Genomic DNA, 20,361 nt, shown 5'->3' on the forward strand with positions numbered 1-20,361 from the left:
TACTATAATTTTAGGAGCAGAGATCGCACCGATTTCATAATTGCGATTATCTCATCTTCTTTATTATTCTCGGCTTTTGCAATCTGAGCGTTTAAGCCTGAAATATGTTTCTGATAAGCAAGCGGAATATTTCCCCATTCGCCTTCATAATCATCGCTTACTTCGCCTAACGATTTAAACGCTATTTCCTTAGCCTTATTTGGCGGTAGACCGCCTGCATTACTGCAAACATTAAGAATTTTATACAAATCGTCGGGATTGGTTATATCCGGCTCCTTAAAATATACTTCAACGTTTTCAAAGCCGTAGTCGTTAAGCAGTTTATTATTTATTATCCACGCCAGCGACTGCCGTTCCGTTTGAAACACCTGTTTTTCAGTAACTTCCATGGCTGTCTGTGCAGTTGCACGATTAAAGTTCGTTGTGTATCCTACATACAGATCAGGGAGCCGAAATGACGATTGCACTTTTCTACGATTATTATCGAGATAGTCTTGAAATAATTCATCGTGCTGGAGAATATCCGCAAGACTTTTCAGTTCGATCTCCGGCTGCTTTGCGTCGCTTATGGCCGAACTGTTTTCATTGCTTTCAGATTCAAGCAACAGAAAACTATGCTGCCCTGATTCCCCTTTTATGTCATTCATATATGTCTGAAGCTTGTCGAAACTTTCGTCAGTAAGAGTACCGCCCTTGATAATTACCGCCATAGGCGTATGCCTACCGTTTTCAAAATAATTATTGTTAAGATTCTCCGCCTTGCGGCTTCCGTCTATGCCGAAGCTCAGCCCCATCCAACGAACTTGACCGTAAGGTTTCGAACCAAGCTTGAATTCAAGTATTTCATTTGCCTGCTTTTCCACAGGAATATTTTTTACATATTCTCCGGTATTCTTATCCATTATGCGCTTATCGCCGAACTCCTTGAAATATACAAGCTTACCGTTTTTAGATTGCTTATATTTGCGAAATTGTTTTCTTCGGCTTATCGTTTTTCCTTGAAATTTATATTCAGTTTCTACGTAATCGCCTAAAGGCTTTGTTTTTTCAACACTTGCAACGTCCTCTATGAATTCTATCTGATTGACCTCTCCCGCCGCGTTTCTCAAAACTTCAAGATATGCTATACCGTAAGTTTCACGCGCGACGATGATGTTTTCAAAAATCTCCTTTGTATCGCAATCAAGATTCAGCAGCTCCACAACGTCGGAAAGCTTTTTCAGCTCTCCCTCAAGTTTTTTAGTATCGGTTTTATCTTCTTTATATCTGACAGAAATACCGAATCCCGCTATATTGGACTTATATGCGCTTATACACTGCGGTAAAATCGAAGAATGTTCAACCATACTTTCCAAGCCTATAAGAGGTATGGAAGGCGCAAGCCAATCGGTGTATGATTTTTCCTCGTTGCCAAGATTACAAGGACGGTCGGATTTATATATATTTCCCCGAGCCGCTTTAATGATTTTAGCAGATACCTTACTATTTTTCTTGCTCAAGTCTTGCGTCTCCTTTCTTTCTTAAATCTAACAGGAAGGCAGCATAATAAAATACAATCCGCTTCATCCGGTGAATGGCCTCCTCTTTTTTTGATAGCGTCCTTGCTCTCCACTCTCTGCCTGGAATCATCAGTCATCGAATATTTTCTTCCTGAAAGCTGTGCGATTAGATCGTCGTCGTCCGGTAAAATCAATTCCACCGGCTTAGGCTTTCCGTTCTCATCGTGGGGAGAAAGAAGGCTTCTGACCACGCCCATCATATATGTAGTAGAATCATAATAATACGCATGCCTTATTCTCTCTCCGAATTTAATCGGAAATATTTCAAGCCGTTCAAATCTTTGAGGATAGTTTCGCTTAAGCTGCCTTAATCTGTCTACTACCCCGCCGCCTACTCCGCCGTCGTCAATCTTAACGGCAATCGGGCGGCTGTATTTAGGATATTTTTTCAGCAGTCCTTCATAGCATTCTACGATATCGTCAGCGGTTTTCATGGTATCTTGCCCGTGACGTTTGCAATAAATTTCAGCTTTTTCATTTACCTTAGTTCCTATAACCGTTTTATCATCTCCGAATCTTGCTACATCAACGCCGATATGGATAAGATCGACTACCTCCGGATTTTCCCATTCCGTCATAACAGAAGCTAATATAAGCTCCATTGGAATAAACACATCGTCTTCTTGCTTTGGAAATTCTCCGTCCACACGTACTCGAACAAAATTTGAATCCTTACCGTATTTATTCTCAAGAGATTTTATGTTATCTTTATTCGTCCGCAAGCTGTCCCGAGAACTTACTCTGTGACATTTATAAAGAGCTCTATCACAAGTATGAGAGTCGTAAAACGTACCGGATGTCCTCGTAGGATTCCCACACATAAGAAGCTTATTGTTGGAGCCGGAAAGCGTTCCTAAAATCGCTTCCATTATTAAATCGGCAACGCCTGACGCCTCATCAACTATAAACAGCATATTGTCTTCATGAAACCCCTGCATATTTTCAGGCTTTGTCGCCGTTCTTGCAGTTGCAAACCATCTTTCTTCATAACCGACCATTGATACCTTAGTTTTCGTCCATTTTAAAACAGCCTTCAAAAGCGGGCTGTTGGACTGCCACTTAGACACCTCCGCCCAAAGGACATCGTTAAGCTGCTGTTTCGTTGGAGCGGTTGCAACTACTCTCGAATACGGAAAGCAGGAAAGAAACCACAAGCACAGAACAGCCTCGCAACCGGTTTTACCAACGCCCTGACCTGAGCGCACCGTTACCCTCGGACTTTCAGCTATATCCGCAAACACATCTTTCTGCCACTTGTCGCATTCGAATTTGCAGACCTCGTATGCAAACAATTCGGGATCTTTTCGATATTGCGGGATTTTTTCCCTGAAAATCTTTAAAAGCCTACTATCCATTTTTTTCATCTCCGAGAATTGCGCCAATCCACGCTTCCGCCATGCTTTCGCCTACGGAATCTTCCTTACGCTCGCTGAACATCCCCAAATGCTTTCCTAAAAGCTCAAGAGCCTTGATTTTTTCTTTGCCTGAAATATCGGTATTCGCAAGAGCAATCTTTTCCAGTTCTTTTAAAACTGTGTCGGCATTGATTCCGGTCCGCTGAGACTGTTCTTTTCTTAGTTCGTTTATATAATTCAAAACGTTATTTTTCGTAATAAGTTGACGGCCTATTTCAGGATTCTTATACCCCGCTCTGGCAGCCGCCTGCGTTGCGTTCAGGTCAATGAGGTACTCCTCACCAAACCTTTTTTGTTTTTCTGTTAATTTTGGCATTTACCCCACCTTCCTTTCGTTGGGCATAAGAAAAGCCCTAATCAATAGATTAAGGCTTGAAATATAAAAACCATATCGGCAGCTTCACCGAAATGGTTTTAATTACATTGATAATTTTCTTTTTAACTTTTTTGACTTTCGTTATAAAATAATGCGAAAAATATCTTTTTTATATGCTGCTGTTATAGCGTTTCAATAGAACTAATAGATTTATAAGTAAGTGAAAAAGCAAATAATAGATTAATACCCCAATCTCTATAAATGAATTAATAAAACAACACATCATAATAAAAACACTTATCAATATTTCATATGAAGCAACAGCCTTAGTTTCTTCAAAATAATGCTTTTTTTGCATCATATTATTATAGTTACAATTTATACTAGATTCCTTATCTTTCTTATCATCAAAATGAGATAGAAAAGTGAAAAATAAAGACATTAAAATTGATATTATAACAAGAATTAATTCGATCATGTCTTTATCAATTTGATGGCTTAAGTTTATTGAAATAGCAAACATTAAAGGGGATATAAATATATTAACAGCTAAAAAAATCTGGTCTTTGATAAACTTATTTAGATAATTAGAAAATATACCACTAATATTTATATATTTTCTCCCACTACCAAAAAACAAGATTATAATCGCTATTATAAAATAAGTCAAAGGAGATTTAATAATACTAGCAACTGTATGAAAAATACTTATCATTTATTCTTTCAATCACCTCTTCTTTGCCATTTTTATTCTTAATATAATATGATTTAATCCATATATCTTGAATTTCTTCGTCACCTTCTAGATTAATAATAATTCCTAAAATTTGAAGATATTGCAAAGAATAATTACGCATTCCTTTAAATAACGATCCTCTATTCGGATGACCTGTTTCTTTATTAATATCAATGTATTTCGTTACATCTTCAGTAGTCTTAAGATTAATAAACGTATTATAGTTAACCACTTTTGGTCTGCCGTTAATATTAAATTCTAATCTTAAATTTGTTATTTCTTCTTCATCACTGGTTAATCCTTTTATTTCTTTTGTTTCTTTTAATGACCGATCTAAAAAAATTTTATTGAATATGTTCTTATTTTTTAATATCGGGGCTTTATATTTTATTTCCCTTACAGAATAATCTATAAAAGTATTATTATTCATTAAATCAGAAATATCTGTTGATTTTGGCTGTTTATATGTTTCAATATACATATTTTTTATTTGTTCATTATTCATTAAACGAATAAAATACTCTTTAGGCGCTACACTTTTTATATCAACACAATAATTAGAATCAACTTTTTTTATAGCTTCTGTTAAGATATCTTTTATCCTATTAGATAAACTTTTCCCTCCGAATGTTTGAGTAACAAGCAATGCGGTTTCTATTCCTTCACTATAATAAACAGAAAATCCAAAAGGAAGTATAGCTGCTTGATACCTTTTTTGATTATATACAACTGTGTTTGTTTTTGAATCAACTATAGTATGTTCCATGCCATAATCACCTGATTCAACAATAGAATTAATTGAAGAAAACAGATATTTATCTTTAATATAGTGTTTTATTATTTCTATATTTTTAGTTCTATATAATTTATGATTTGATATATCATTTTCAAAATCAACTGATTTATTATGTAAAAAATCATATATTATATTTGATATATCTAAAGAATTAATATTATTCATTTTAAAATAATTTAATTTTTTCTTTCTTTCATCCGGCACTGCTACTTTAAGCATATAAAAAGATAATCCAATTTTTGTTTTTTTCACATTTAACTCCTCTAATTTACCTTTTTCTAAATTTTACCACAAATTATCACCTTTTACAATATATAAAAAATAATTTGATATAAATAAATTAAGATATAATTTGTGCAAATTAACAATAAAAGGTAAATCCGTTCTATGTGAACGGCTATTAAAAGGAATTAATGTCAAACACGGAAAAGCGAACCGGACGCTTTCACGCCCGGAAAGCCTACTGTTTTTTCCGTTGGCTTTTATTTTGGTTTTTGCCATCATAATAATAACATTTTTTATTACGGAATAAAAGGGTATTTCCGGGTGTTTTCGGGTTTATTTAAAAATATAATTTCAAATTCTTTAAGTGCATTTGGATGCAATACTTTTCTTGTATAATCAGAATCCTTACCAATATTTTCAGCAACATCCTCCCAAGGCAACCCGTTGATATAGTAATCACGTAATAGCGCGGAATATGTGTTATTCGGCATACTATAAATTTCGCGGCTTATTTTGATTTTCAGTTGCTCCGCCTTTTCCTTCAATGTTTTAACATCAGTTTCATAATCCACAGCCCGCTCAGCATTGCTTGCTACCTTTTGGGAAATAGCTCCATTATGCTGAGGCGGCAATTCGTTGTATGCAGTCGTTATACTTGTAGCCCTCTCTTCACATTGTTCTATAGACCGCTTTAATGATGCTATTTTTTTATCGATGTCTCGTATCTGCAATAAATACTCTTTAGTTTCATCAAGATTCACGCCCTTACCTCCTCGATCCTGAAAATATCAAGCCTTTTACCCGCTCTGATTATGTACCTTCTGGCGGCTCTTGCAGAATCGAACTCCAAGTACCCGTTATCGAGCGTTCCGAGGTAACGGCTGGTCAGCTTATTAAATACACGGTATTTTTTAATCATATCAGTCTCCTTGACCTAAAGTTATATTTTATATCGTCTATTCTGTCAAAGTTACTGGACTGTCCCGGTCTGCCCTGCGGCAGCTTCGCCGCATGCAAAGCTTTTGTCTCTTCCTTTGTCGCTGATCCGTTAAAATGACAATCGTCCTCATAAGGGCATCTGCCGTTTAAGCAATCGTAAGGCGGATTGCATTTCGGTTTACAATACGGCACTGCTTTTACCCTCTGTACTTTTTAAACAAGCCTTTTTGCGGTATTTACAATCGCCGCATAAATGCTTATCGCGGCATAGTTCAATCGCTCTGTCATTAGCGGCGTCAAACTCTTCTTTAGTTTTATAAAACTTACAAATTTTTGTTTGTTTTAAACCATTACATTCCTCACTAAGTAGATCGCATTTATATTCGCTGTCGCCAAAACCAGTTTTTGCAAATACGCATCTTTCCTTTTCGACGTTAAAATTCATTACTCTTTCCTCCTGAAATTTCCTCAATGCTTAAATTCGTGATATCCGCGCTTTCAACCAACGCTATTGCCTGACCGCATTTCGGACAATAATCAAATTGTCCATCATAATCTATGTCATAGGATGAAGCGCAGCTGGGGCACTCATATATAAGCAAACTACCATCCTCGTTATAAGCTGAAACATTCGGCTTTTTCGGTATCCGCTTGTCGATTAACTTGATAACATACTCTAAAATTTCTTCTTCTTTACTTTTACTCATTTTCTTCTCCTTTCAACAGTTCAGGGTTGTCAAATATGTTACCGATTACTTCTAACTTATCAGACAAATAAAGACCTGCATTGTCATTAGTCATAGCCAAAAATTGACCGTCTGTATATGTCACAACTGCGTAGACTCTATGACCGCTGTAATTTGAAAAATGACTTACTATATCCCCCTCAAAAATCTTCTCGCCGTTTTTATCCTTCATGCCCGTATACTGTCCAACTGTATCTTCCTGCACCTGAACTACATTCAAGTCATCGTCCGACAGCCAAATGCCGTCTCCGTCACGTATGTATGTTTCGCTGTCATAAATCCACTCGCCGTTATACACTCGCTTACCTCTGAATAATATCTCCCTCATCGGTTGCCTCCGTTCTAACCTTTTCCTTTTCATAATTAGCGCATTTAAACAAGCTTTCAGCAAAATCCAAACCCGCTTGAAAACCTTCGTAATATTTTTGGCGCCCATATGAATCACGATCGTAATCATACTCCTTTCGACGACGATAAGCTTCAATCGCTTCTAACGCTTTATCAGTATCAATATTTTTTGCCTTATACATAGATTACCTCCTAATTTTTTATCCTCCCTGACTTTCATTAACAGCCGAATAACTGTCGTTCGTTATTTCAATCTCCGTTCTTGGATTTTTCTTTTCTGTCTTTCAGCAAAACTTTCGTCTCCGGTCATTATGGATATAGTTTCGCATGCGTTTACGGCGATGTCGTATAAATTATCAGACTTTTCAATTTCGTTAAGTAACGATCCGGCTTTACGTATATTATCCTGATACGCCTTATAAACTGAACACCAGTTTAAATACTCCTTTTCGAACTCGCCGCATTTTGAAATCAGAATGCTCTTTTCGATTTTGCGTCTTCCCGTTCTATCTGCCCTTTCCTGAAACTGTAGTATAATGCTCTTAGCGACGTATACAGACACATTTCAGGAATTGTCATGTATTTAGGAATAGGTTTGTTTTTAGCGGCGGACGCTTCTATTTCACCCGTCCGCATAAGTAATCCTCCAAAACCTTAATTGCCTCCTCATATCCGCGGCAGACTGCGCATTTATATCCTTGGGCTTCAAGCTCTTCTATCCACCAGCTTTGATTTTCTGATACTTTCCCTTTATCCGCTTTCATTTCGATATACAGTCCGTGATACCCGCCTCTTGACGCCGGAAGATGAAGATCGGGAACTCCCGATTTAACGCCCAGAAGCTTAAGAAGTCTGCCTTGTACCGGAGAGCACTGTCTTTCATTGGGAATATGATACAGAAGCTTTAAAACGGGATATTTTCTCCTTATGTGCGCTTGCTGGGTCCATTTAATTAACATCCGCTGATGCTGTGATTCATTCATTGCTAACCTCCCATAACTCTGTTTAATATCTGTGAAGCCTGTAATTTAGTGAGACAGTCAAAATCTATATCGCCGTCGTACCTCTTGCATTTACGCTTTATCAGACTTTTCTGTTTCTCTGAGGCTGGCTTGCGTCCCCAGCGTTTTGCTCTTTCAAGATTCCAGATATATTCGCTCGCCGGATGATTTTCCTTTAAGTCGGTAAAAATCATATCTATTGCCGACTGCATATCCATTTCAATACCGTTGATATTTACGTTTCCAAGCTCGTCCGGACAAGGTATCGACTTATTTCCCTCAGGGAGGTTACACACAAGTCTTCCGTCGGGCATCTGAAAAAAATTGATATTATGAAGCTCGTATTGCTGTCGTTGCGCCCAAAGATTTACCGTTTCAATATTCCTGATCCAGCTTGAAGGAACGTCGGAAGCCCTTTCTATTTTTTCAGGCAGTTCAAACAGATCGCCTTCAAGTTTATCCTGCTGTGATTTCGGAACTCCGCTTATATCTATTCCAAGCAGCGACGGCGCCGTACACAGCGAACGCCTGCCGGTTATTCCTACGCAGTCTATAAGCGTCAGTTTATCCTTTTCGGGGTGAAGCCTCAGTCCTCTGCCGACCATCTGAGCATACAAACTTTCCGATTGGGTAGGTCTTGCAATTATAACCGTTTCTACCAACGGTATATCGGTCCCCTCCGTAAATACCATACAGTTTATTAAACATGGTATTTTTCGTTCGGTAAACCTTTTGATAATCTCCCCGCGGTTTTTCGTTTTACCTGTAATAACGGCCGAGCCCGGTATTCTTTCCGAAATAGCTTCGGCGTGGCTTACGCTGGCGGCGAATATCAAAACGGCTCCTTTTCCAAGCTTGCGGTATGTTTCTGCAATTGCGTCCTCGGTACCGCTCATTGCTTCGGAAAGCTCTCCGGGGGCATAGTCGCCTCGGCTTGTATGTACTTGAGAAAGATCATAGCCTATATCTACACGTTTACAGTCAATATCACAAAGATAACCGTTTTTTATACCCCATTTCAAATCCCGCTTAAATACTATTTCCTCATATAAATCGTCAAGTCTTGCGCCGTCCGCTCTGTTAGGGGTTGCCGTGAATCCGATCACTTGCTTCGGCTTAAAATAATCAAGTACCTTTCTGTAGGTTTCGGCGGCTGAATGATGAGCCTCGTCGACTATAACGGTACTGAAATCACAGGGAGAAAATCTGTCAAGCCTTCGGGCTATACTCTGTATGCTTGCCGATACTATTTCTTCGCCCAACGACCTTTCCGACGCCATTTCTATTCCCTTTGAGCAATCAAAGTATTTAAGCGGCTGTCTTACAAGCTCTTCTCTGTGGGAAAGAATAAGCATTCTCCCCGAACGTCTTATGTTTGCAAACGTAACCGTTTTTCCTAATCCGGTAGCCATCTGTACAAGATAGCGTCCGGGACCTTTATCTGACAGAATATCAATACATTCCTGCTGATAATCTCTTAATTTAATATTCAATGTTTTTATCGCTCCTTTTGCTGTATTCCCTGTTCAAGAGCGCAGTTTGCCATTTTCAATACGATCTTCATATCGTCATAGCAAAGAGTAACGGGGATATTATAATCTGTCAAAATCTTTACTATTTTTCCCGAAAGCTTCATCATTTCATTCAGCTTGTAGGGAGGTATGAATTTATACCCTTTTTCTTCATTTATTTCCTCTTCGCCCATAGGCAGTCTCATTACCACGCACTCCACATTAACGCCGTTAATTCGCTTTCCGCGGGTAAATCTTCGCCCTCTCGTCAGAATAAGACCGTTGGTTTTGAGCCATGAAAGCAGCGCTCTGTCGTCAAATCCCGCGTCCTTTGCAGCCTTTCGGAATACCGCTCCGTTTATGTATGCCCAATCGTCCTGAATAACGCCGTATACGTCTGAATTTTCGTTGTCGGCTTTAAATCTGTTAGAATTCATTGCTACCCAGTCGCACATATAGCTGTAACCGCGTTCTCCTGCCGATACAGAGGTTTTGGATTTCAGAAAATCTGATATCTGGCTTACCGTTAGACGATTCCCCGTCTTGAATATGATTTCATCCGCAAGCCTGTCGGCAAGCAGAATTGCCGCCGCCGCCATAGCCTGCTTCTCTGTCGTACTTCCTGAGGATAATTCCTTAAAAAGCTTTTCATATTCCGCCTTCGCCTTTTTTATACGTTCGTCCGTCAGGCTTTCAATAAATATTTTACCGGCATGACCGTAATTTAGCTTTATAACCTGCGTAACTCCTATTCCGTCCTTTACGACCGCGTCCTTTGCTTTGCACTCTATGTCGATTACTCGGTTAATGGCTCCCGCGCCGGAATTATCGGCTGTCAGAGGCGATTCTCCGGTCGTAAGTATACAGAGCAGCCATGTAGGCGGCTTGTCGATACCTCCGGTCTTTGTTCCTCTGGTCCTTCCTACTCCCTGCGAAAGCTGATACACATCAAATTTACTTCTTCCGTGGCTGTCCTTTGAAAGCTGAAGCTCGTCAATACACATAGGGATATTATTAAGAAAAGCCGCGGTTTTTTCATGACCTACCTGAGTAGCGTTAAATGTCTGCACATACTGTCCTATGGCCGGATTCCCCCATACTGACGCCGCCAGCATAAGAGCGACCGTCTTGCCCGTTCCCGATTCCACTCCCCAGAGATGAACAAAAAAGCACAATCCCCCGATCTTACTGATAAGCACGCTTGCAAATGAAGCTGCAAGCATTATCTGCGCCGTTATACTGTCGCTCCGGCATTTAACCGCGGTATTTAACCATTTTTCAAAGCTCCCCTTCTGTGATATCGCCTTGTAAATTGTACTGTAATTCGCGTCGCCGTCAAAAATCAATCCTTCCACATAAGGGGAGAAGTCCTGCCCGTCCCCTATGTAGCCCAGTCTTGAAACGCTTTTGTGCTCAGGCAGGGAATCATAATTCAAGGCTTCTATATCGCACAAATACTCGGACAGCAGCTTTGCGCTTTTAGTTGTAACCGATATTCCCACCGCCGCAAGCTTGATAACCTTCGACGCGTCGAAAAGGTCGTTTTTTCCCACTATTATTTTTTTCCACTGTTTTCCTTTGAAGTACGCTATTTTAAGCTTTTCTTCGTTTGTATCAATGTTTACAAGCCGTTCTACCGGTATAATCGGATGCAGACAGGCAATCTCCTGAGCGTCCAGTCTGGTTCGGGAAACTCCGTAGGCGTCGCAGTTCCATTGCCCCGCCTCAAGCTCTAAAGGCTGCTCGGGAAAATCGGTAGGGTGAGTTATGTTTATGTTTTCAGCGGATTTAGCCTTTATAAGACGCAATGATTTTTCATAATTGTTAAACGCTTTCTTAAAATTAGTAAATCCGGCTTTTTTAGCTTTCACCGCCGCACATTCAAGCTGCACCGTCTTTTCAAAAGGGTCTGTATATTTGCTTATTTCCTCATAAGGCGCCGTAGTTGAATAATCCTCAAGACAGTAATCGTATGACAAATCTATCTGATTCTGTGTAAGATATTCGTAATTATCTACCTTATAATCAAATAATAAGCCGTCGAATTCTTTAAGTCTGTTACATTCTGCCGCTTTTTTTCTAAGCGCTGTTAAGGACCTCAGTCTTTCTTCGCTGCTTTCGCTGAAAAGAGCTATATGTTCTATTACCCCGGTTATTCCTTCGGCTTCCGCGCTTTTCAAATCAACGGCGTCTATTTGTTCCTGTGTTATATTAACTCCCCCTTTTAAAACGGTACAGCGTCGTCGCCGAAGATTTCTTCATAATCCGAAAGATTGCCAAGCGCAGAAGGGACGGAATTGTTTTGAGTATTATTTCTGTGTTCTTTTGTAAGTTTATCATTAGGAATAGTAAAGTCGCCGCTTTTAATCCTGTCGATAGAATTTGCAAATCTGCATTTTGTGACAAAGTGATATTCGCCGTTATCCGCCTTAAATTCTTCACGTCCAAACACGCCGCCAAATATTTTACCAATAAGTGATTTTTCATCCCAATTCCATATATATCCCGGATTCGACTTTTCAACACTTGTAGTAAATCTTTTAAAATACTGTTTTGTTATATTGTCATTTTCCGAGCCGTCATCCTTAGGAATAAAAACGTCGAATACTCCTGCGTTCGGCCATTTGGCTTCAGGATTTTTTAAGCGTAACTGTTTAAACTTGTTTTCAAAAAAGTTTGCATATTTATCATGATTTATGATATCAAAAGCTATTTTCAATATCGAAAAATCGTTATAGTCTTCTGCTCTTGCTCCCTTAATAGTTAGCTCATATCCGCCGACCTCAAGCGAGAGGCCGCCTTCATAAACTTGTAAATCATCATAACCACTGAATTTTTGTATCATTTTATCCTCCGTTATTCTTCATTTTCGTAATTGTTTAAGGCTTTTATAACTTCTGTTATGTCGTTGGGAATTTCATCTGATTCAAACAATCCCATAGGCGATTTAGCAGTACTGTTTTTAGCATGAGTTTCAAAAATGTATTTGCCTCCCACGCATTTTGCAATTAAAACTGTTGTAAATTTGCTTTCAAGGCAAATTTTATCTAATTTTTTACCGCTTGTTTTAATGCGAGTAAAAAGAAACCCGCTGTCATCACGTTCTGTCTGAGTATGAGCTATAAATATGACGGTGAGATCAGGTCTGTACATCAAAGCGGAATCAACTATATCCCAAATGCACTGCGCTAAATCCTGCCATTTGTCGTAACCTTTTTCTTTCATTCTTCTCATTTCGTCAGCGACCATAATCGAGCCTATGGTGTCGATCACAAGCACTTTTATTTCCGGTCGGCGCTCATTCACAGCATTCATTATTACACGTACTTTAGGCGGTAGATCTGCGGCATAGTAATTTTTATTTTCTATACTGTAATACTTCTTCCAGCCTCGCCATGACAAGCCTTTTTTATCGGCGTCAATAATGTATGTTTCGGCTGGATTAAGATTTCTTAGCGAGGTTGTCTTGCCGGATCCGCTTTCTCCGGCTATACATATAACGTTTGCCATTATATCCTCCTATTTTATTTGTATATTAAGCTTTTCTGCCAGTGCGCACCCCGGAACGGAAAGCCCGCTGTCAATAAGCTTCTTAATAGCGACTTTATCCGGTTTGGGTTCTCCGTATTTAACAAGTCCGTCATTGAATTCAGCTACTTTATATACGTCAAAAACCTCAACTGATTTTGATTTTCTGAATGATACCGCAGCTTTGGCCGTATTAAATTTTTCTCCATGAAGAGCGTCAGACAGATAATTCTGTAAGCTCTTTAAAAGGGCCGTTTTACCTTAAGGATTTCGGAACAGGCTCATATACCGTAGGTTCAGGCGATTCATGGGATACCGTAACCCTCGTTCCCGGCGATACTACATACAACGCGGACAACGATAATCAGTGGAGCGACGACGTTATAAATTCATCTGATTCCGCATACGTCCAAAGCTGTCTTGGAGCAACGAGGGGCGACAGCAATTTCAATCCCAGTATGGACGCAGACTGCGATAACGTAATCAGTCAGGCTGATCTGGACGCTTTCTGCGCTTTCTATGAAAACCTTGCCGACGATGAATATTACACGCTTTCTCAGTATGTTCAGAGTCTTGACATAAATCTTGACGGAGTAATCAACGATACCGACTACAAGCTTTTAGAGGAATCGGGCGCGTCCGAATCGGAACTGGCGGATTTTAAAAGCGAACTGGATACGGCAAGAACCGTAAATTCATGGGTATATATTTACAACCATGAAATGACGGGCGATGTAATAGTTAATAAGGAAGATTACGAACAAGGTCTTGCAAAAATAAATACATACGCTCAGAAACGCGGACGTTCTGACAATTACTTTGAATACATGGACAAGGATAACAACGGAACAATTGAAAACTCCGACGTTTCATGGTTTTCCGCAGCTTATTCGGCTTCAGGAGATTTGGACTGGGATCACGCTTTCAAAAGAAATCTGAAGGTACTTGCGGGCGGTGAATTCCCCTACAGCTTTAATCTTCACGATACCAATCTTGATTTAAACGGTCAGACTGTTTACGTGGCGGACTGTATGTCCTTTACAACGGATATGCCGCAGTTCTGGTCTGGTAACGGAGCAACTCTCGATATCAACGGCGGTAAGCTTTTAATAGAAAACAACCTTGTGTTCAGAACGGCGTCTCCAGACGGCTGGGGAGGAAATACAGGACAGCTAATGAATCTCAACGGCGGTCAGGTTGTAATCGGACAGCATTTTGATTTCGGTCAGGCTAACTGCTATGATACTATCCTTATGACAAATTCTGCTGATAATCTATATGTAGGCGGAAACTGGACATATATCACGCTTCAGGATATGGAAGGAAAGTGGACGGCAGGACAGATTTGGTTTGCAGGACCAGTCTGGGAAGTCAACGAGCTTTCGGGAGATAAGGCGATCTACTCTTCAGGTACACAGTCCATAATCTTCGGATATGAAGGCGGTAAGCAGACAATTCTCTGGGACAACCCCGAAACATATATAAACAACGAGGACGGCAGTTACAATACGGAACGCAGTTTAAATTTTGACTACGAATTCGGAATCCTTGTAACAAAGGAATTTACGGAAGAAAACTTCTGGTTCAGACCGTGGTGGCGTCCTTATGACCTGCCAGACTATACCCTCTACCGCAAGGGTTGGGAAATCGGCGACGGCGTACATATTGCAACAGGCAACTACACAAAATCCTTTACCGATTTAAGCATTGCCTCTCCCGGAGTCAAATCTGATTTTGTCAGAACATACAACTCCATGAGCGATGAGGAAGGCAGTTTCGGTATCGGTTGGGATTTCAATATCGATGTGAGCAAAATCGTAATTCCTGCCCCCGGTTACTATCAGGTGGTACTCCCCGACGGCTCCAATACAACGTTCAAGGATGACGGCAACGGCGGATTCGAGTGCCTTAACGCACACAGCACAATGACAAAATCCGGCGATGAATACACAATTACAAACGCGGCTCAGTCCAAGTATCACTTCAATTCAGACGGAGAGCTTGACTGGGTCAAGGACGCTAACGGCAATAAGCTTACAATTTCCGCAATGAATAACAATCAGAGAATCGTGACCGATTCTACGGGCAGAAACTACAAAATTACTTACAACGGAAACAGCGAACATTCACGTATTACCAAAATTGAAGATACAGCTGCCAATAGAATTGTGATGTATGCCTACAACAGCGATTTCCAACTTGTATCCGCTGCAAGCGTTTCGGGCGGTACGGAAAAGTATGAATACGACGGAAACGGCAGACTCTGCAAGATCACTAATTGCTATGACGAGGTTACTGATACAATTGTTTACAACGATAACGGATCAGTAAATTATCTCATAAATTCCGCAGGACTCAAGCAGGAATATACCTATGACAAGGCTTTCAAGCAGACAGGTCTGAAAGAGTATGATGGCGATAAGCTTGTAAAAACTTTCACTTATGATTATGATGAAAAGCTTTCTGTAAAAACAAATAAGGTGGAAACCGACGGTCAGACATACGAGGTTGATAAAATCACCTACAACATGGTCGACGACGAAAACAAGTATGATGAAATTAAGGAAAGCGTCGACATCATGGGCAATACTACCAAGTATGAGCGTGATGATAACGGAAATGTAATCAAGACCACAAATCCCGACGGCACATTCACTTTAGCTCGTTACAACGATAAAAACATGCCGCTGGTTCAGGTTGACGAGAGCAACAATGTTGTAATTAACGAGTACGATAATTCAGGCGTGAACGTGCTGAAATCATATCAGAGTCTCTCCCCTGTTTCAAATGCGGCTGCAATTGCAGCAAGCGGTTATGATCTGTCGCAGGTAAGCTATGCTGATTATGCAATGACAGTTTACACTTACTATCCTGCAAGCGAAACGGCTTCGATTGCAGGTCTGGTACGCACAATTACCGATCCCGAAGGGAACGTGACCGAGTACACTTACGGAACTTCCGGCAATGCAAAGGGACTGCCGATAAAGAAAGTTATTAAGGATGGAAATACTGTTGTAAACTCGGTTGAGTATGAATACAACAATCAGCTTCAGGTATCAAAAGAAAAAACAAGCGTTGATATTTCCAAGAATATTTACGCTGTAAAGGAATATGAATACGATAAATTTAACAATGTAACAAAGGTAAGCGATTTCGGTACGGGAAATACGGCTGCAATTACGATTTCGGAATATGATAAACTCAGCAGAAAGACTGCCGAGTACACCCCTAATTATTCTGCCGATAAGAGTCATGGAACTCTTACCTCATACTATCCAAGCGGCAGTGTTAAAACACAGACCGACGCACTGGGTAATGTAACTTCATTTAAATATGACGCATACGGAAATATTACAGAGAAAACTAATCCCGACGGCACGATAAATATTGTTGAATACGACGGTTTACAGCGTGAAAAAGCAACGTATTTCAAGTGGAAAGCAGCCGCCGAAAAACAGATTCTTACTTCAACGGATTATGAATTTGCAAAGAATCACAGCTTTGACGTTTACGCTGCTCTTGATAGTTCGTCATCGAAATCATGCAGCGGACTTAAGACAATCAAGACCGCATATATCACAGCCAATAAGCAGGTTGTAACGGAAACTCTTGCAGATTTCAGAGGCAATGCGGTAACGGAAAAGACCAACGGCGAAACCAAGCGTACAAGCGCGTATTACGCCAACGGACAGCTTGCCCGTCAGACTGACGCTCTTAACAATACCACAAAATATGAGTATAACAAGCTTAACAAGCTGACAAAGACATATACTCCTTTTAATACTGATAAAAATTCCATAACAGAAAATCAGTATGACAAAAACGGAAATGTTATCAAAACAATTCAGACTGTTCAGAAGGAAAATTCGAATACTCCGAAGTACAGCGTAACGCAGAATCAGTACAACGCAATGGGACTGCTTGAAAAAGTAACTCTCAGCGACGGTACTGCAAACGGCGAAAAGAATATTTCAAAATATTTCTACAACAACGCAGGCGTTCAAGTTAAGATGTACACAGGCATGTCGTCTGAATCAGATACATCATATCTCACAACAAATTATGAGTATGACAGCTGGCTTAGAGCGGTAAGAACAACCGACAGCACAGGCTACAATTCCGGTACGATCACATATGATCTGAACGGAAACGTACTCACAAACACGGACGCTAACGGAAATGTGACAACTAACACCTATGACGCTCTCAATCGTGTGCTTACTTCAAATACGGTAAATTCAGGCGATTTTTCAAAGAATATCAGCAAATCGTATACCTATGACAGCATGGGAAGAATTACGAAAACCGTAAGCAATGGACTTACAACAAATACCGTTTACGATGATCTGGGCAGGAAATATACCGAAACAGAGTATGACGGTAATGGTTATGCAGTATTCAGAGGATTTTTCTATGAGGGCGTTTCGCAGTATGTAAGCAGAGAGCTTACAGGCAAGCCTAATCTTCTCAACTATTCTGAAAAGACATACGAATATGATGGAGAAATGCGTGTAGTCAAGGTCAAGGAATCTGGAAATGAAACTGTTTCATATACCTATGACGCAAACGGCAACAAGAAGTCGGAAACCCTTGCAAACGGCGTAGTTTCCACTTATACCTACAACAATGCGAACAGAATTACAAAGATTGAAAACAAATCCGGCAATACTGACATATCAAGCTACGAATATTCCTATTATTTAGACGGATCTGACGCTTGCAAAGTACGCAGCGAAAGTGGTATAATAGAAACGACATCATATGAGTATGACGGTCTGAAAAGACTGACGGAGGAAGCTGTTAAGGTTGGAAACAACTTGACAGATACCTATTCATACGAATATGACGATTATGGCAACCGTTCCAAGATGACGGCAGAAGGTACCGAGGATTATGTAACCGAGTACAGCTATGTTGATTCCAACGGCAAATACACTGCGCTGCTTCAGAAGGAAGTAAAGACTGTTGAAAATGAAGCTGATGAAAATCTGATTAACTTAAATCCGAATTCAAATGTAAAGCAGACGGTTTACGCTTACGACGCTAACGGTAATCAGATAACAAAAACTACCGACGGAACAACCGAAACCAACACTTATGACGGTCTGAATCAGCTGATTGGATTTACCGACGGCGAAACAACTGCAAGCTATGCTTACAATGTCGATGGTCTGAGATATGAAAAGACAGTTAACGGTCAGACGATAAATCATGTCTGGGACGGAAGCAAGCAGATAGTTGCAGACATTATCGACGGACAGTTTTACGAGGCAGATTGTTACATCAGAGGTACAAATCTTGTTGCCAAGTACAACTACAGAAACGGCAATAAGTCTGAGTATACCTACTATACGCAGAATGCGCATGGCGACGTTGTAAATCTTACGGATTCGACTGGTGCGGTAACTAAGACTTATAAGTACGATGCATTCGGTGTTGAGAAGAATATTGATGATTCTGATACTAATGCGTTCAGATATTGTGGTGAGTACTTTGACAAGGAAACTGCAACTGTTTATCTTAGGGCGAGGTATTATGATCCGAGTACTGGTAGGTTTACGCAGAGGGATAGTTTAGCCGGAAATATTACTGATCCGTTAAGCCTTAACCTATATACGTATTGTGCTAATAATCCTGTTTTTTTCTGCGATCCAAGCGGTCATTTCGTAGTCGAAGCAGCTTTAGCTACAACAGCGGCAGCGGCTATGACATGGTTGGCGGCATCAGCTATCGAATCCTCAAGGTCAAAAACACAAAGTTCCACATCAAACAAAATAGTAAATGCATTTTCAATAGCGGCAATTACAATTATATCGCCAATTAAACCTATTTTGACATATGGTGCAAAAGCCCCTGAGAATACCCTTCCAGATGGTTTAGCGTCTAATTTCTATACTACAAGTGCAGCTGAACAAACATGGTCACGATGGGGATATAACCCAACTTCATTTAAATTAAGGAATTATACTAAATTAATTACTAAAGCCATCACATCCTCTATTTCTCAGATAGTATCAAAAACAATTTCTCAGAAAAAAGCAAATAATCAAAATGTTTATCTTCTTTATGATGAAGAAACTGATCAAATAGAGTATGTTGGAAGAACCAATAATTTAGCAGCAAGAAAAGATGCACATAAATCTAAGTATTCATCAAGAAAAGACTTGGAAATGATACCGATAGCCAAAAACATTTCTTACGGAGCAGCGCGAGGACTGGAGCAGTGGGCAATTGAATATTATAATACATATAATCCGGTCAGGTTTGGCGGGAATGCATATAACAACCAAATAAACGGTATAAGTCCCATTAATCCATTAAGAGCAATTTTCTTTGCGGACGCTGTCCCATATGCTTCAAAATTGCCGGAGGTAATGAAAAAAAATGGATTAAAAAGGAGGAGCGATTAAATGGGCGCATGGGGAGTAAAGCTATATGACAATGATGTAGCGGAAGACATAAAGAACACATATAAAGAAAAATTGCAGGAGGGCAAGTCTAACGAGGAAGCTACAGATGAAATAATCTCAGATTATGAATATATGTTAGAAGATGTTGACGACGCTCCGTTGTTTTGGATGGCATTGGCAGACCAACAGTGGAAAGTAGGAAGATTACTTCCCAACGTAAAAGAACAAGCGTTGAAATGGATAGAAAAAGGCGCTGACTTACAAGTATGGTACGATGAATCGGAAAAGCTTGGAAATCAAAGAAAAAAGGTGTTGGAGGAATTAAGCTTTAAGCTTAATTCCCCACAGCCGCCTGAAAAGAAAATATATAAACGCAGGTATTACAGATGTCCATGGAAAAATGGCGATGTTTTTGCATTACCACTAAACGATTGTGGACAAGAATATGGGTTAAATAATAAATATATAATGTTTCAACAAATTTCTCAAATAAAATTTTGTAAAAATACTATTCCTTTAGTAAGATGTTGGATTTCCGATAATTCTGAATATACATTAGATAGAAAAGGTTGTACTAAATGTATCAGATGGAGAAAAAAAATGCCTGGAGGATATAATTTATATATTTATGAGCTAAATATTACCTCTAAAAGAATAATTCCAAATGATTTAATATATGTAGGCAATTATCAGATTTTTGTCCCAGAAGATGATGGTGGTTATGATACTGATCATTGTTCTTTATTGCAATTTAATAATATAAAGGAAACTGTAATAAGAAAGTATATCAAATTAAATTGTTGAAAAAGTATAGCAATTTATAAAGAGGAA

General features: G+C 39.6%; 20 protein-coding genes and 1 pseudogene. 2 read left to right on the forward strand and 19 right to left on the reverse strand.

Annotated elements, in window-relative coordinates; all coding sequences use genetic code 11:
* Positions 1 to 2: 2 nt before the first annotated feature.
* The 19 genes and pseudogenes from ACYQ0N_RS08980 to ACYQ0N_RS09070 form a co-directional block, all read right to left on the reverse strand.
* On the reverse strand, positions 3 to 1,499 hold the full coding sequence (locus ACYQ0N_RS08980; protein WP_460162467.1) for a phage portal protein: 1,497 nt from the start codon (positions 1,497 to 1,499) through the stop codon (positions 3 to 5).
* Positions 1,496 to 2,914: a DEAD/DEAH box helicase family protein gene (locus tag ACYQ0N_RS08985; RefSeq protein WP_460162468.1), complete on the reverse strand. Its 1,419-nt coding sequence runs from the start codon at positions 2,912 to 2,914 to the stop codon at positions 1,496 to 1,498. Before ACYQ0N_RS08985 ends, ACYQ0N_RS08980 begins: the two co-directional genes overlap by 4 nt.
* On the reverse strand, positions 2,907 to 3,290 hold the full coding sequence (locus tag ACYQ0N_RS08990; RefSeq protein WP_460162469.1) for a terminase small subunit: 384 nt from the start codon (positions 3,288 to 3,290) through the stop codon (positions 2,907 to 2,909). The genes ACYQ0N_RS08985 and ACYQ0N_RS08990 overlap by 8 nt, the downstream gene beginning before the upstream one ends.
* Before the next feature lie 169 nt (positions 3,291 to 3,459).
* Entirely contained in the window at positions 3,460 to 4,005 is a 546-nt protein-coding gene (locus ACYQ0N_RS08995; protein ID WP_460162470.1) for a hypothetical protein, read from the reverse strand.
* Positions 3,977 to 5,074 carry a hypothetical protein gene (locus ACYQ0N_RS09000; protein WP_460162471.1) on the reverse strand — a complete coding sequence of 366 codons (1,098 nt, stop codon included), beginning with the start codon at positions 5,072 to 5,074 and terminating at the stop codon, positions 3,977 to 3,979. Before ACYQ0N_RS09000 ends, ACYQ0N_RS08995 begins: the two co-directional genes overlap by 29 nt.
* A gap of 269 nt (positions 5,075 to 5,343) precedes the next feature.
* Positions 5,344 to 5,808: a hypothetical protein gene (locus ACYQ0N_RS09005; protein WP_419069870.1), complete on the reverse strand. Its 465-nt coding sequence runs from the start codon at positions 5,806 to 5,808 to the stop codon at positions 5,344 to 5,346.
* Positions 5,805 to 5,966, reverse strand: a complete 162-nt coding sequence (locus ACYQ0N_RS09010) for a hypothetical protein (RefSeq protein WP_419069869.1) — start codon at positions 5,964 to 5,966, stop codon at positions 5,805 to 5,807. The genes ACYQ0N_RS09005 and ACYQ0N_RS09010 overlap by 4 nt, the downstream gene beginning before the upstream one ends.
* Positions 5,963 to 6,178 carry a hypothetical protein gene (locus ACYQ0N_RS09015; protein WP_460161747.1) on the reverse strand — a complete coding sequence of 72 codons (216 nt, stop codon included), beginning with the start codon at positions 6,176 to 6,178 and terminating at the stop codon, positions 5,963 to 5,965. Before ACYQ0N_RS09015 ends, ACYQ0N_RS09010 begins: the two co-directional genes overlap by 4 nt.
* Positions 6,165 to 6,431 carry a hypothetical protein gene (locus ACYQ0N_RS09020; protein WP_460162472.1) on the reverse strand — a complete coding sequence of 89 codons (267 nt, stop codon included), beginning with the start codon at positions 6,429 to 6,431 and terminating at the stop codon, positions 6,165 to 6,167. The genes ACYQ0N_RS09015 and ACYQ0N_RS09020 overlap by 14 nt, the downstream gene beginning before the upstream one ends.
* The gene (locus ACYQ0N_RS09025; protein WP_177533498.1) at positions 6,421 to 6,693 is read right to left on the reverse strand and encodes a hypothetical protein; all 273 of its coding nucleotides are present in this window, start codon (positions 6,691 to 6,693) and stop codon (positions 6,421 to 6,423) included. Before ACYQ0N_RS09025 ends, ACYQ0N_RS09020 begins: the two co-directional genes overlap by 11 nt.
* Positions 6,686 to 7,060 carry a YopX family protein gene (locus ACYQ0N_RS09030; RefSeq protein ID WP_177533497.1) on the reverse strand — a complete coding sequence of 125 codons (375 nt, stop codon included), beginning with the start codon at positions 7,058 to 7,060 and terminating at the stop codon, positions 6,686 to 6,688. The genes ACYQ0N_RS09025 and ACYQ0N_RS09030 overlap by 8 nt, the downstream gene beginning before the upstream one ends.
* Positions 7,035 to 7,262: a hypothetical protein gene (locus ACYQ0N_RS09035; protein WP_177533496.1), complete on the reverse strand. Its 228-nt coding sequence runs from the start codon at positions 7,260 to 7,262 to the stop codon at positions 7,035 to 7,037. The genes ACYQ0N_RS09030 and ACYQ0N_RS09035 overlap by 26 nt, the downstream gene beginning before the upstream one ends.
* Positions 7,263 to 7,324: 62 nt before the next feature.
* Positions 7,325 to 7,642 (reverse strand): hypothetical protein, encoded by a 318-nt coding sequence (locus ACYQ0N_RS09040; protein WP_177533495.1) that lies wholly within the window; start codon positions 7,640 to 7,642, stop codon positions 7,325 to 7,327.
* A gap of 55 nt (positions 7,643 to 7,697) precedes the next feature.
* The gene (locus tag ACYQ0N_RS09045) at positions 7,698 to 8,063 is read right to left on the reverse strand and encodes a VRR-NUC domain-containing protein (RefSeq protein WP_177533494.1); all 366 of its coding nucleotides are present in this window, start codon (positions 8,061 to 8,063) and stop codon (positions 7,698 to 7,700) included.
* A gap of 2 nt (positions 8,064 to 8,065) precedes the next feature.
* Entirely contained in the window at positions 8,066 to 9,574 is a 1,509-nt protein-coding gene (locus tag ACYQ0N_RS09050) for a DEAD/DEAH box helicase (RefSeq protein WP_460162473.1), read from the reverse strand.
* A 5-nt stretch (positions 9,575 to 9,579) separates the two neighbouring features.
* Positions 9,580 to 11,772 carry a DUF927 domain-containing protein gene (locus tag ACYQ0N_RS09055; RefSeq protein ID WP_460162474.1) on the reverse strand — a complete coding sequence of 731 codons (2,193 nt, stop codon included), beginning with the start codon at positions 11,770 to 11,772 and terminating at the stop codon, positions 9,580 to 9,582.
* A 44-nt stretch (positions 11,773 to 11,816) separates the two neighbouring features.
* Complete coding sequence (locus ACYQ0N_RS09060; protein WP_460162475.1) at positions 11,817 to 12,437, reverse strand: hypothetical protein; 621 nt, start codon at positions 12,435 to 12,437, stop codon at positions 11,817 to 11,819.
* Positions 12,438 to 12,448: 11 nt separating this feature from the next.
* Entirely contained in the window at positions 12,449 to 13,102 is a 654-nt protein-coding gene (locus tag ACYQ0N_RS09065) for an AAA family ATPase (RefSeq protein ID WP_460162476.1), read from the reverse strand.
* Positions 13,103 to 13,111: 9 nt separating this feature from the next.
* Positions 13,112 to 13,351 (reverse strand): annotated as a pseudogene (locus tag ACYQ0N_RS09070) (siphovirus Gp157 family protein); the annotation flags it as partial.
* Positions 13,352 to 13,578: 227 nt separating this feature from the next.
* Here ACYQ0N_RS09070 and ACYQ0N_RS09075 point away from each other — a divergent pair.
* Together ACYQ0N_RS09075 and ACYQ0N_RS09080 are read left to right on the forward strand one after the other, a co-directional pair.
* A complete protein-coding gene (locus tag ACYQ0N_RS09075; RefSeq protein WP_460162477.1) occupies positions 13,579 to 19,530 on the forward strand; it encodes an RHS repeat-associated core domain-containing protein in 5,952 nt (1,983 codons plus the stop codon).
* Positions 19,531 to 20,334, forward strand: a complete 804-nt coding sequence (locus ACYQ0N_RS09080) for a hypothetical protein (protein WP_460162478.1) — start codon at positions 19,531 to 19,533, stop codon at positions 20,332 to 20,334. It abuts the gene before it with no gap.
* Positions 20,335 to 20,361 lie beyond the last annotated feature (27 nt).

Source organism: Ruminococcus sporogenes (assembly GCF_054655175.1).